The sequence below is a fragment of the Bradyrhizobium sp. CCBAU 11386 genome, assembly GCF_028128955.1.
Classification (GTDB): Bacteria; Pseudomonadota; Alphaproteobacteria; order Rhizobiales; family Xanthobacteraceae; genus Bradyrhizobium.
Genome location: NZ_LBKA01000155.1, coordinates 1 through 12748, shown reverse-complemented (window position 1 = coordinate 12748; position 12748 = coordinate 1). Strand labels below are relative to the sequence as shown.

The following is a 12748-nucleotide window of genomic DNA, read 5'->3' as shown; positions in this document are numbered from 1 at the left end:
ACCGCCTGACAAGCCGCCTTTCACCTTGCGCAGGCGGGCTTTGACCCGCCGCGCCGGGCGTCCGAATTTCTCGCGCGCCTTCTCCTGCAAGGTGAGCACACCGAGATCGAACGGGATGGAATCGAAGCCGCAGGAGAAGACGATGCGCGCGCCGGTCCGTTTCGCCTCTTCGTGATGGGCGTCGATCATGCGCCGCATCCAAGCCGGTTCGCCGCACAGATCGACATAGCCGGTGCCCGTGGCCGCGCACGCCGCCACAAGCTCGGGACCGTAGAGCTGATAAGGCCCGACCGTCGTGATAATCACGGCCGCACGATCGCACATCGAACGTAGGCTGGCCGGCTCGGCGGCATCCGCCTTCACCAACGGCAAATCGTCCGGTGCGCCGATGTCGGCGCGCACTTCTGGAGCTTGTCGGTCGCGCGTCCCGCGATCGCCCAGGACGGAGCATCGTCGCCGCGATAGGATGTCGCCAGATATTCGGCGATGAGACGGCCGGTGTAACCCGTCGCGCCATAGACGATGAGGTCGAAGTCCCGCTTCACGACGTTGGTCCTCCTCGAGACCCGGAGAGCTATCTTCAGATCCGTGTGCAATCGCTCTGTACGCTTCGCGGCCACTGTCGCCAGGGGCCACGCAACATTCGCTACCAGGCGAGCGCTACCCCTTACTCAGACCGGTTCTCCACCGGCTGGGGGCCCTTTTGGGCGCCGACACAGGGTCCAAATCCAACGCCGATTGACACTCAAACGAGCCAGCATGACGACCGCGATCACGCTGCACGCGCACATCAGTTACACGAACGAGCACACCTCGTTGATATATGGACGCGGCAGACGTTCAAACAAGCCCGCCGGATCGCCATAGCCGATGGCGCAGATAAAGTTCGATTTGACTAGGCCACCGGGGAAGAATTCCCGATCGACAGCCTCATTGTCGAACCCAGACATCGGTCCGCAGTCGAGCCCGATGGCCCGCGCCGCCATGATAAAGTAGGCGCCCTGCAGGCTGCTGTTGCGGAAAGCTGTTGTTTCGGCAAAACCGGGCTTGTCGATAAACCAGGATCTGGCATCAGCGTGCGGAAACAGGCGCGGCAGCCAGTCGTAGAACCTGGTGTCGTAACCGATGATCGCTGTCACCGGCGCGTCTGTCACCTTTTGCCGGTTACCCTCGAGGACGAGGGGCTTTAGTCGCTCCTTCGCCGCCGGCGTCGTCACGAACACGATGCGTACGGGGAAGCAGTTCGCACTGGTCGGACCCCAGCGCATCAGATCGTACAGGGCAGCGAGTTGCTCACGCGAAACCGGCTTATCGAACCACTTGTTTTGGGTGCGCGCCTCACGAAAGATCGTATCAAGCGCGGAATCATCGAGCAGCGTCACCATAAGATGCCTCCTCGCTCTTAAAGTTGTCCTTTTGATTAAAGTTGCGGCTCACTACTCGTCGAGGCGTCACGCGCCGCGATACACGCCAAAATACGGGACTTCGGAAGGCGGCGGCGTATATCCTGCGTCCTTGGCCTTCTTGAGAGCCTCAAGCCCTTCGTCGAAGGTCACGAGCGGCGTGGTCTTGACGCTCTTAACCGCCCCACCAGCTGAGATCGCCATGGACAGCGCCGTGGCGCTCACATTGTCCGGCAGCTGACAGATCACCAGCACGTCGTAATCGCCGAACGTCAACCAGCCGTCGACGACACTGCCGCCGAGCCGTTGAACAACGGGTTTGACAGCCTCCATGCGGTTCTGAGGATCATTGAGCAGGGCTGCCCACCCGACAGGGGCGTAAGCCGTCTGCAAGGCATAAAGAGCCATGGAGGGTCTCCTTTCAGAGTTTGCCGCCCCCTCGCTCACGCGCAAAACGCATTGCCGCGTTGGGATATCTTTGTCTATCCCCTCACAACGGCAAGCTCACGGCACCAGTGTTGATATTGAAAATAGTGTAGCACTTCGCGCGACTCCCGTGAAGGCACGCTCGCACTGGTTACTTGGCTCTGTTCTCGCAAACCGACCGTCCCAGTCTCGCGCCTTTTGACGATCAGGGCTATCTTTCCCCCTGATTGTGCTTTTGGGCGAACTGCATGAAGCTCAGCCCCGGTGGTGGCTCCCGGGGGCAAGAAATGAGCCGCACGCGTTCGTTGGTGATCAAATGACGCATGGTGGCCAAAAGGGTCTCGGCATGACCAAGCACGGCCGATCGGGACACGCGACTCGATCGCCGCGCTTCCGGTTCCTGCAGAACCTCGAAGCACAGAAGAACGATCGCAAGGACCGCTCTCGGATCAAGGACCCGAAACAGTCCGTCGAAGAGCTGTTCCATCGCCGGAAGCCAACACGAACCTGACGAACTATCCTTGGATGACCTCCGGGGTAGGCACATTCTGAAATTCGGGTGCTTGTGCTCGGTACGCGAACGGAGCAGAAGGACCGATGCCATCGCATGGAGCCCGGAAAAACCCGCCAGAACCAACCGGCACCTTCGAGAAGCCGAGTCGAGGTGGATCCAGTGAACGAGTCGGTAGCCCGGATCGAGGCGATCATCGGGCGCAAAGTCAAACGCGATATCGACCAGATGACCGAGTGGGCAAAAGGCAATCTTGCCCGCGCCGCAGAGGCCATCATGAACACGCCCAACGCGCATGTCGGCATCGTGACCGGCTTCTATATCCAGCACGCGGAGCCGCCTTCTCCAGAAACGGACGGGCTCGGCGGGATGGCCCACTTAGCCGCTGGCCTCGCAAATGCAGGCATCCCGGTCACGGTCATTACCGACACACCGTGCGCAAAGGCGGTATGGGCCGTGGTCGACGCGCTGCCGATGCCCGTCAATCTTGAGGTCGTGTCGACGACCGAGAGTTCGGTTCTCCGCCTGCGGCAGTACCTAGAGACGGGCGATCGGCCGATCACTCACTTGATCGCAATAGAGCGGGTTTCTCCGGCTTCGGATGGAAAGCCCCACCGGGAGCACGGATGGGACATGTCGCGCGAAACAGCGCCGCTCCATCTTCTCTTTAGCGACCCCGCCGCGAAGCGTCGCTGGTACACGATCGGCATCGGGGACGGGGGCAATGAGATTGGGATGGGATCCTTGCCCAAGGAAATCATCGAAAGCGGAATTCCCAATGGCAAGGTGATCGCCGCGACGACTCCGGTCGATTCGCTCATCGTCGCCGGTGTGTCGAACTGGGGCGGGTATGGGCTCCTTGCTGCAATGGCCTGCACGAAGCCAGCGTTACGGGAAGTTCTCCTGCGTTATTTCAATCGCGACATGGATCGCCGGATCCTTTCGGCGGCGGTGGAAACCGGGCAGGCGGTCGATGACAGCCGGGTCGATAATCCCGGGCGACCGCAGATGAGTGTCGACAGCATACCCTGGGAGCAGCACGCGGCTCTTCTTGAGGAGATCTCCGCCGTGGTGGCGTCGCAGGCGCGCTGATCACCTTGAACTGATAGGCCATTCTAGCGATCAAGGGCGAAGCCGTTCCCCTCGAGAGCCTCCGATCGCCGACTCCCCGCCTGCGGTCGCGCATTCACGTAGAGTGGATCTTTGTCCCAACGAACCGTCACGTAACCCGCCGCTTCTGAAAAGGCGCTATTGGAGCAGCTCAGGGGGTGACGCCAACTGTATGCACCAAGTGGCGCGGAACATCCGCACAGGCCAAGGGCCGTGACATTGCCGCATCGCCGGCGCTGTTCAACCGGCGAAATGGGCCGCCTGTGGCGACTAGCAATCACCTTCCGGCGGCCTACGCATGGATTTGCGTAGCTCACCCTGTCAGGAGCGCAGCCATGGAACTCACCGTGGTGCCCATCGTCGTTGTGGCCCGACCGGTTTGGCGCCGCGACGTTCTTGGAGACGATGCCCTCCATCTGCATCGCGCAGAGTTTCGGCGGTCGAGCGTAGGAACGAATAGTTGGTCTCATGCCCTTCTCCTTCAAGCGTGCACTAGACTATTATCTATCTCCCCCTTGTGGGGTGGGTTAGGGAGGGGGATAGTCTTGAGGCTGGTGCTTGTGGTACCTCCCAACCCACCCTCTCCCGCAACGGGGAGTGAGCCCGACTCGGTGTGTCCCATACAGGAGTCCTCCGATGTCATCCCTCAGAGGCAAGACGCTGTTTATCTCCGGCGCGAGCCGCGGCATTGGGCTTGCGATCGCGCTGCGCGCCGCACACGACGGCGCCAATGTCGCGATCGCCGCGAAGACCGCGGAGCCGCATCCGAAGCTGAAGGGCACTATTTTTACAGCTGCCGACGAGGTGGGCGCGGCCGGCGGCAACGCGCTGCCAGTCATCTGCGATATTCGCGATGAGGCCCAGGTGATCGCAGCTGTTGATAAGACCGTCGCCGAATTCGGTGGCATCGATATCTGCGTCAACAACGCCAGCGCCATTAGCCTGAGCAACTCCCAAGCAACCGACATGAAGCGATTCGACCTGATGATGGGCATCAACACCCGCGGCACTTTCATGGTGTCGAAATATTGTATCCCGCACCTGACGAAGGCCGAAAACCCGCACATCCTGATGCTGTCGCCGCCGCTCGACATGAAGGCGAAATGGTTTGAGCACTCCACCGCCTATACCATGGCGAAGTTCGGCATGAGCATGTGCGTGCTGGGACTATCAGCCGAGCTGAAGAGTGCGGGCGTCGCGGTCAACGCGCTGTGGCCGCGCACTACGATCGCTACCGCCGCGGTCAGCAATCTCCTGGGGGGCGATGCCATGGTGCGCGCGAGCCGCACGCCCGAGATCATGGGAGATGCGGCTTATGTCATCCTCACGAAGCCGTCGCGCGAGTTCACCGGGCAGTTCTGTATCGATGACAAGCTGCTCTATGCCAGCGGAGTGCGCGATTTCGACCGCTATCGCGTGGATGCCTCGGTCCCGCTGGCGCCGGACTTCTTCGTACCCGACGATGACGTGCCGCCGCCCGGCGTCACGGTAATGCCCCTGCGCTAGGCCGGCGCGTTTGCCAATGCATCAACGTCGGCTCGGGGTCAAACCCGACCTCTAGGAGGCAGCCGCTCTCAACGTCTGGCGGACCAGCCGGGATTACGTGCTCCCTTCATGCACCGGTCCCGGCCTTTCGCCGGCCCTATCTCTCGTACCAACCGACGAGGGTCGCTTCCGCAATGGCGTGCTTGCGTGCTTCTCGCTCAATGTCACGGCAGGACGCATTGGCCTTTGCCGGAAGATCCTCCATCGAGAGGGCAAGCAGCCGGAAGTGATAATGATGAGGCCCATGGCCATGAGGTGGACACGGGCCGCCATAACCCACTTTCCGAAAATCGTTGACCGCCTGCTTCATTCTGGTGTTCTGCGCGGCGTTGACTGCGAATTCCGTTACGGCTGGCGGAATATCGTAAACTGCCCAATGATGCCATATGCCAGCGGGAGCAGCGGGATCGTCGCAGAGTAGGACAAAACTCCGCGATCCCTCTGGCGCGCCGGACCATTGCAGAGGTGGCGAAAGATTTTCTCCATCACAGGTAAACCGTCGCGGAATTGCGGTACCATCGGCGAAGGCGCTTGAAACGAGTTTCATGGCTCTCTCCTCAGGCTACAGGAAACAGCGGCTCGGGCTTGACGAGCTCTCCCTGGGGCCACCTTCGACTTCCTTGGCCTGACCCATGACTGGGGACGGTCTCGGAACGGTAAGGACACGGTTCGGCAAGTAACGGCCAAAAGCCGGTTTGCCCGCGCAGTGGCCGCAGTTAGTGGCTGGTGTCGGAAAAACCGCCACTGGTCCCTTCGCGGCCAGCATCGCCATCTGTCCTCTATGATGCGGGACCACTTCGCCTACTACGGCGTCGGCGGACAGTCGACGCTTGCGCTGGTTCGCCAATCAAGTGGTGCGTATCTGGCGCAAGTGGTTGTCACGGCGTGATCGTCAAGGCGTGGTCCGATGAGCCTGCTTCAACGAACTCCTGGCACGGCATCCATTGCCTTCAGTCAAGATCCTCCATGGCTACGCCGCCGCGAGCGAATCTCTCGAACCGGATGCGGGAAATCTGCACGTCCGGGTCTGTGAGGGATGGGGACGGCAACGTCCCCATCTTCTCGGCACTCAAATCATACGCCGCCCTGCGGACAGTGCGCGAAGCCATCACGACGGAGCCGATGAACTGGGTACTCGATGCCGACGACGGCCAAAGCTGTCGTGGGAGCGGTTCAACGCGATCCTGAAGGTCTACCCCGTACCGATCGGGCATGTACGCAACTGGCGTCACCAAATGGCCTGATCAAGTGACCCGTCAGAGGAGCCGGAAATTCCCCGTGCAAAATCGGCATCCCTTTTTGCGGCGCGTTAAAAACCCCGCCATCCACCGAAATGAATGACGGGGCTTTCGAGCTTTCTCTTTTTCGGGGATTTCTCCTTTCCAAAGATACTTGCTCTGGCACGATAACGGCTTCGAGCCTGATGAGTTCCGGATATTTTCTGATCCGCCAGATTCTTATTCGGTGCGGTCGGCTCAAGGTCTAATCCGGGCTGCCAGAAAATATGCCGGCACATCGCGAAATGAGGCGTACGTCCTGACCTATCACCCCGTGCTCGGGGAACTTGAATGCCTACATAGCATAATTATGTGCCGATGTCTGGCTAGGCCCATGCCCGCTTTGGGTCGTGTGTCACGAGCGCCGTCTGAGTACGACGGTGCGCAACTGTACGAGAGATGAAGGAGGGCCCTTCGAGGTCGGCAATCAGGTGTTGATCGCAAGCCGCCGCGAGCTGCTGTCGTCAAAAGCGATGGTGGTGAACGTTGCGGAAACGCCGGGACAAGATTCCGGCGGGCAAGGTTGAGAGAGGCGAGCGCAAGCGAACCGCTGCGGAAGTGTCGAAAGCGGATTAGGCGATGTCAAAACCGGGGGGACCCTTCCTCCGGGATCAGCTTGGGAGGTGTCCTGAGACGGCCCACGCGGCATCCGGCATGTAGGCGGCGCGAAGCTCAACCAGGCTCTTGTACGGAACGTGAGAACCTGATCGGCGATGCCAAGGGAAAAGGCGCAAGCGGCTCCAACCGCGAGGCCGAAAGTACCGATGCGCCGGGCAGGGCGGACTGCTTCGTAGTAGCGATGAAGCCGGTGTAATGCCGGCGGAGCGAAGGGAGCGGGCCATCGCCATTTGGCTTGGGTCAACCGGCAACGGGAAGAGCCCGATGTTCAGTGGAAGGCGGCAGCCTTCGCGCGGTGGCACGAGCCGGATGACGCGAGAGTGTCAAGTCCGGTTCTGTGAGGGGCTCGGGGTGAAATTCCCCGGGCCTACTCGGCATTCACGACGTTTCGACCAGACCCCGATCACTTCCGCTCTTTCACGAGTTAGCGGACCATTTCAGCGTTCGTCGGCATTTCTCAAAGGGCCAACAGCGGTCATTCCGCAACCGCTTAGATGAGTGCTGCCCTCACCGGGAAGCGAGGCGGCGCGTCGGGTGGAGCGGGCACAAAGGCCGCAAGCCATTTGAAGCGCCTCGCCTTTACGTTTTCGGTACGCAGGCTTGACCTTGACGCCCGCGCGTCACAGGTTTCGGGGCGCCGCGCGCGGCTCGCGCGCCCAACAGACAGGATCCATCTTTCATGGCATTCGTGCAGTTCACGCAACCGGACGATCAGCCCATCGTCATCAACATGGATAGGATCGTGACCGCCACACCACTGCCCGACGGACAAGGCACGCGCATCACCTTCAACAACGGTGGCCATCAGGACGTGAAGCAACTCATCGCTGACGTGCTGCGGCAGTTGAACATAAGCGCGTAGGCTCAGGACATCGCCGCCTGGGCGAACCATTCCGCCGATCAAGTGAGATCGTGCACTTTCGTGAGTGCTGCCCAATGTCGCAGATGGGTCATTCGCGTCGGTTTAGTCCCCCCGCGATGACTTCCGGTCAGCCCCGATGAACGGACGTCTTCAGTGCCCATCGCAAGGTCTCAAACGGGCCAGGAAGAGACTCGTGCACTGCAACAAACTGCATCGCTATTCGATCACGTCGGCGCGGCCGAGCAGCGATAGCGGCAGGCGCGGCAGGTCCACCGCTCCCTTGTCATTATGCCGCGGGCCGCGACGGAAACCGGCGCGGCGATCATACGGTTGATTTGGCAAGGAAAACCTCCAATGGAGGGTGTCATGCAGAATTGGCTAGAGAATTGGACGAACGCAAAATTTTGTGACGTCGCGAACTTGATCCTCGGCGCGCTTTTGTTCGTTTCGCCCTGGATATTCGGTTTCGATGCCGGGACGATCTCTCAAAACGCCTATATCACCGGTATCGCCATCGCGATCCTTGCGATCGCGGCGCTGGCGGCATTCGCGGTGTGGGAGGAGTGGCTGAACCTCATCGTCGGCTTGTGGGCGTTGGTATCGCCCTGGGTATTGGGCTTCCAGGGAACCACCGCGATGACGGTGCATGTGATCATCGGCGCGGCGGTCGTGATCCTGGCAGCGATCGAGCTCTGGATGATGTCCCAGATCCCGCCGCGGCTGACCACCGGCAGCTGAGAGGCTGAGGTCGTTTGGCTCGTGGCATAGCTTCGCCGTCACCGGCAAAACCATGTCCTGGCAACACGGACGGAGTCGTTGTTTCAGGGCATAGACGGATTGACGAAACCTCGGTGTGTCGAGGGAGGCAGCCGATATGTGGCAGGCGCTCGGCTCAATCGCCGGTGGCACCTGACAAGCTACTTTTGCGAACTATTGCCTGCAGAGCGGCTCGCGTGGTGCAAGCGGTCGGATGTCGACATTCTTGCAGTTGGCCAGCCACGTCCGATCTACCCCCAACTTCAGACATACCGCTGCACGACATACATGAGCTGCACTTAAATTTCGCTGCGGTTGATGTGCTGGCGGTACAGAAGCGATATAGTGATTTTTCGAGTTGCCAGTTGGACGTGCCGAAGTTCCCTTCTTGATATTTCAATGGCAACCTGCATGCCGTCGGCGGGCATCGATCTAGACCCGGATTTCGGGTGCATCGAAATTTAAAGCGCATTCAGACAACCTTCGAACGGAGGAGAAAATGCCTTTATTCATCACCTACGCCTCGTACTCCAACACCGGGATTAAGGGCATCATCGATAAGCCGATAGATCGCACGGAACCCATCAGGACGCTCGTGGAGAAGGCGGGCGGTAAGCTTATAGCGGCCTATATGACGACGGGTCCGCATGACGTAGTGGTCATTACTGAGCAGGCAGATGGATCGGATGCAGTTGCCGTGGGAATGGCCGCCGCCGCAAGCGGTGCCGTGGCCAAAATAGAAACTGTGCGTGCCTGGACGCTTGGCGATTTCAAGGGCATTGCCGAAAAGGCGTCCGGTTTGGCTGAAGTGTACGTTCCGCCTGGGCGGTAATTGCGCGTTTGCGAGGATGCCGCAGGCATCCCGCAGCGGCCGTGATTGCCGCAACCGATCGGTAGGGTAGACGGCCGTAGCGGATAGCCGGCTAACAGCGACGCGGCGTTCAAGGTTCGGAAAGAGGCCCGCGAGCTATCTGATGCGAGCCAGGCCTGCGGTATTCCAAACATGTCTGGGTGCCCGCGAGGGTTGCCAATGCGACCAGAAGACATTGAGACCTTGCGTAAAGACATGCTCGCGGTCATCGCCGCCGGCGCCTCTGCGCTGCGCGACATAATCGGCAAGGACGCCTTAGATGAACGCGTCATGACGGCCATGGGCAAGGTGCCGCGGCATGCATTTGTGCCGATTGAACTTCAGCCCTATGCGTATGAAAATATTCCGCTTCCAATCGGCTTCGGAAAGACGATCTCGCAGCCATTTATCGTCGCCTTGATGACCGATTTGCTCGACATCAAGGCCGACGACAGTGTCCTCGAAATCGGCACCGGTCTTGGCTATCAGGCCGCCATCCTCGCGCAGCTGGCCCGCAAGGTATGCTCCGTTGAAATCATCGAAGAGCTTGGCCAGAAGGCGAAACAACGGCTCCGCGAGCAGGGCTGCAGCAATGTCGAACTCAAGATTGCCAATGGCTATCACGGTTGGTCAGAGCACGCGCCCTTTGACAAGGTCATCGTGACGGCCGCTCCCGATCTCATTCCTCCTCCGCTGATCCACCAATTGAAAGCAGGTGGGAAAATGGTCATACCGGCCGGCCTGCCCAATGCACAGCAGCTCATTCTCGCGGAGAAGCTCGCCAACGGCAGAATGACGATGCAGGAGATTCTGACCGTCCGGTTCTCTCAACTCGAGGGGACTGGATCTAGTAGCCTGCAATAAGCCAGGTGGCGCACCCGCAGCAGAGCATGGCCACAATGATCGAGAGCATCAGCGCGGTTACCCTCGCGACCCGACATGTCGTGCACCATCCACTTCCACCGCGGCCATGGATTTGAGATCGTTCACGGTGGTGCTGAGGTTGAGTTCACGAGCTTCCTGGCGGGAAAGAGCTTGCCGAGTTGCGAGAGCAGAAAGAGACTGGCAATGCTCGGACTGGAGGCCGACTAGATGACCAGCTCGAAAACAATCGCCGGCCTGATCGGTCCCACCCTTGTCGCAATCGCTGCTGGAATGCTGCTGAACATTGGTTCGTTCCCTGAGTTGGCTGAACAGATTTCCCGCGACCCTGCGCTCATCTTTGTGTCCGGCATCCTCTTTTTCGTCGCAGGACTTGCCATTGTGCGCGCTCACAACCGCTGGACGAAGGAATGGCCGGTGCTTGTGACCATCCTTGGCTGGCTTGCCATCATCAGTGGCCTTGCACGAATGCTTTTCCCAACCCGTCTGGCCGCAATTGCTGGCGGAATTGGTCAGACCACCGGCGCGCTCATTCCAGCAGCGATCGTGCTTCTGGGGCTCGGCGCCTTCCTCTCGTTCGAGGCGTATCGACGTGATTGAGGCGGGTCATTCGCGTCGATTGGCCATGCCCCGCGACCATGTCCGGTCTGTCCCAAAAAGCCGACGCCAAGATGAGGGTCGAGGTTCGACGCTAAGGGCCAAAACCGGAACTAGGCGCGCTCATTCGATCACCTCGTCGGCAAGCCCGAGCAGCGTCGGCGCGATCGTAAGGCCCAGTTCGCTCGCCGTCTTGAGATTGATGAACATCTCGAATTTGGTCGGTTGCACCACAGGCAAATCCGAAGGCTTTTCGCCCTTCAGTATGCGGCCGACATAGACGGCTGCCTCTCGCCAAGTGTCAGCCTTTTTGGGACCATAGGAGATCAGGCCGCCAGCCGCTACCTCGTCACCGCCACTATAGATCCCAGGGATCTTGTAGCGCAGGGATAATGCGGCCAAGCGGTCACGGACGAAGGTCCCGAAAAACGGGTCGGTGCTAACAACGAAAGCCCGCAGGTTCGACCGGCTCATGTTAGCAAACGCCGTGTCGAGTTCGGCCTCGTTTGTGGTGGTGATGACATGTAAGTCTTGGCCGAGGTTCCGTGCGGCCGCCTTGGCTTCCTCGATCTGTCGCTCCGCCAGCGTCCCCTTGGGGTTCACCAGTAGCGCAACGTCTCTCACTTCCGGTACGATCTGCTGAAGGACTTCCATGCGTTTCGCGACTAGGGCTACACCGATGAAGGTCGCGCCGGTGATGTTGCCTCCGGGCCGATTAAGGCTCTCGACGAGCCCATCTACAACTGGATCGCCGCCGTAGGCAAATACGATCGGAATGGTTGATGTGGCTGCTTTTGCCGCGCGCGCCGGAACCGGCGAACTCGCTGCTAAAATCACCGCCACCTTCCTGTTCACAATCAGCCGCCAGCTCTGGCAGCCTGTCGAAGTGGCCATCAGCCGAGAGCGAAACAATAGTGAGATTGCGGCCTTTGACGTAGCCGGCCCCCCCAAGGCCGGCGCGAATGGCGTCCATTGCCCAATCCGGCAGATTGACTGCTGTAAGCAGTCCGACCACAGGTACCGGCTGCTGTGCGCAGGCCGCCACCGGCCAAGCCGCAGCGCCGCCCAAAACACCGAGAAAATTCCGCCGTTGCATGCTCGCCCTTACCGCTTACCGAACAACTTAACGGCTTAGGGCAGTATTTGGATAGGGGTTTAAAACCGGATCATCACTATTGCCGCCATGCACCCCCAATGTCGCAGTTGGGTCAGACTCGGAATTGGCGGGGCAGCTAATCTTGGACCGCCTTCCACCCGGTAGCTGACCTGGTCTTTGACCAAGCCAGAGTGACCAACCTTGCAGGTCTGGCGCAGAGACAAAGTGCACCGGCCTCTTGCCAAGTCCAATAGCGAGGAAAGATAGACTCGACTTGGCCACTCGCTTTCCCATAGGTTTCCCCCTTGAGCTGCTGCTTTCCAATTTCAACTAGCGGGGAGCGAAATGGCTGAAAGAATCGATGTCGAGGTTACTGGCAAATCGCAGTTTGAAGTCGCCTACGAGATGGCGAGATTCATTCTCGTCAATATGGAAGGTCGTCAGGTGAAAAGCATAAAGCGGCAGGAGTTCCTGCATTTGGTGGCTGACTGCATCGACGCCTTGCGCGGCATCAAGGTCAAGGAGATTATCAGTTAACGCCTAAGTCGAGCTAAGCATCGTCCAAGAAGAAGCGCTTTCAGCGGGCCGGACAGCTTTGAACCTTTCCGTTCGTCCCGAGACAGATGCAGGGCCTTCACAGCGCAGGGCGCCAGCCCTCCGCACGGACCCTCTCGATCATGGAAAAGCCTATCGTCCCTTTCAGTCGCCTCGGCAAGTACTGCTTCATTCCCAACTGACATTGACCAGCATTTGCTTCAGGTCCGGAAAGAGCCAATAAACGACATCATTCGCTTGCCTCGTCGGTAGTCGCCAGT

The 12748-nt window shown here is 59.7% G+C and carries 14 protein-coding genes and 1 pseudogene; 8 read left to right on the top strand and 7 right to left on the bottom strand.

Annotated features, from left to right (window positions below):
* The 4 genes and pseudogenes from XI09_RS10030 to XI09_RS10015 form a co-directional block, all read right to left on the bottom strand.
* Nucleotides 1-545, bottom strand: a pseudogene (locus XI09_RS10030) (saccharopine dehydrogenase family protein); the annotation flags it as partial.
* Between the two features lie 249 nt (nucleotides 546-794).
* Entirely contained in the window at nucleotides 795-1385 is a 591-nt protein-coding gene (locus XI09_RS10025) for a malonic semialdehyde reductase (protein ID WP_271566689.1), read from the bottom strand.
* 66 nt (nucleotides 1386-1451) lie between these two features.
* Nucleotides 1452-1811, bottom strand: coding sequence for a GYD domain-containing protein (locus tag XI09_RS10020; protein ID WP_271566688.1), 360 nt, complete (start codon nucleotides 1809-1811; stop codon nucleotides 1452-1454).
* Nucleotides 1812-2040: 229 nt separating this feature from the next.
* Nucleotides 2041-2316 (bottom strand): hypothetical protein, encoded by a 276-nt coding sequence (locus XI09_RS10015; RefSeq protein WP_271566687.1) that lies wholly within the window; start codon nucleotides 2314-2316, stop codon nucleotides 2041-2043.
* Between the two features lie 186 nt (nucleotides 2317-2502).
* Here XI09_RS10015 and XI09_RS10010 point away from each other — a divergent pair, with 186 nt between their 5' ends.
* Nucleotides 2503-3432, top strand: coding sequence for a glutamate cyclase domain-containing protein (locus XI09_RS10010; RefSeq protein ID WP_271566686.1), 930 nt, complete (start codon nucleotides 2503-2505; stop codon nucleotides 3430-3432).
* A 654-nt stretch (nucleotides 3433-4086) separates the two neighbouring features.
* Nucleotides 4087-4956: an SDR family oxidoreductase gene (locus XI09_RS10005; protein WP_271566685.1), complete on the top strand. Its 870-nt coding sequence runs from the start codon at nucleotides 4087-4089 to the stop codon at nucleotides 4954-4956.
* 136 nt (nucleotides 4957-5092) lie between these two features.
* Here XI09_RS10005 and XI09_RS10000 read toward each other — a convergent pair whose 3' ends face one another.
* Nucleotides 5093-5542: a YbhB/YbcL family Raf kinase inhibitor-like protein gene (locus tag XI09_RS10000; protein WP_271566684.1), complete on the bottom strand. Its 450-nt coding sequence runs from the start codon at nucleotides 5540-5542 to the stop codon at nucleotides 5093-5095.
* A gap of 2027 nt (nucleotides 5543-7569) precedes the next feature.
* Here XI09_RS10000 and XI09_RS09995 point away from each other — a divergent pair.
* Nucleotides 7570-7752: a hypothetical protein gene (locus tag XI09_RS09995; RefSeq protein WP_271566683.1), complete on the top strand. Its 183-nt coding sequence runs from the start codon at nucleotides 7570-7572 to the stop codon at nucleotides 7750-7752.
* 216 nt (nucleotides 7753-7968) lie between these two features.
* Here XI09_RS09995 and XI09_RS09990 read toward each other — a convergent pair whose 3' ends face one another.
* Nucleotides 7969-8094, bottom strand: a complete 126-nt coding sequence (locus XI09_RS09990; RefSeq protein ID WP_271566682.1) for a hypothetical protein — start codon at nucleotides 8092-8094, stop codon at nucleotides 7969-7971.
* A gap of 24 nt (nucleotides 8095-8118) precedes the next feature.
* On the opposite strand from XI09_RS09990, the gene XI09_RS09985 reads away from it, so the two are divergent.
* From XI09_RS09985 to XI09_RS09970, 4 genes are all read left to right on the top strand, one after another.
* The gene (locus XI09_RS09985; RefSeq protein ID WP_271566681.1) at nucleotides 8119-8490 is read left to right on the top strand and encodes an SPW repeat protein; all 372 of its coding nucleotides are present in this window, start codon (nucleotides 8119-8121) and stop codon (nucleotides 8488-8490) included.
* 517 nt (nucleotides 8491-9007) lie between these two features.
* Entirely contained in the window at nucleotides 9008-9340 is a 333-nt protein-coding gene (locus tag XI09_RS09980) for a GYD domain-containing protein (protein WP_271566680.1), read from the top strand.
* Between the two features lie 198 nt (nucleotides 9341-9538).
* A complete protein-coding gene (locus XI09_RS09975) occupies nucleotides 9539-10222 on the top strand; it encodes a protein-L-isoaspartate(D-aspartate) O-methyltransferase (protein WP_271566679.1) in 684 nt (227 codons plus the stop codon).
* Between the two features lie 228 nt (nucleotides 10223-10450).
* Complete coding sequence (locus tag XI09_RS09970) at nucleotides 10451-10840, top strand: hypothetical protein (RefSeq protein ID WP_271566678.1); 390 nt, start codon at nucleotides 10451-10453, stop codon at nucleotides 10838-10840.
* A 120-nt stretch (nucleotides 10841-10960) separates the two neighbouring features.
* Here the strand turns inward: XI09_RS09970 and XI09_RS09965 are convergent, their stop codons facing one another.
* Nucleotides 10961-11731: an ABC transporter substrate-binding protein gene (locus XI09_RS09965; RefSeq protein ID WP_271566677.1), complete on the bottom strand. Its 771-nt coding sequence runs from the start codon at nucleotides 11729-11731 to the stop codon at nucleotides 10961-10963.
* A gap of 547 nt (nucleotides 11732-12278) precedes the next feature.
* Here XI09_RS09965 and XI09_RS09960 point away from each other — a divergent pair.
* The gene (locus XI09_RS09960) at nucleotides 12279-12470 is read left to right on the top strand and encodes a hypothetical protein (RefSeq protein WP_271566676.1); all 192 of its coding nucleotides are present in this window, start codon (nucleotides 12279-12281) and stop codon (nucleotides 12468-12470) included.
* Nucleotides 12471-12748 lie beyond the last annotated feature (278 nt).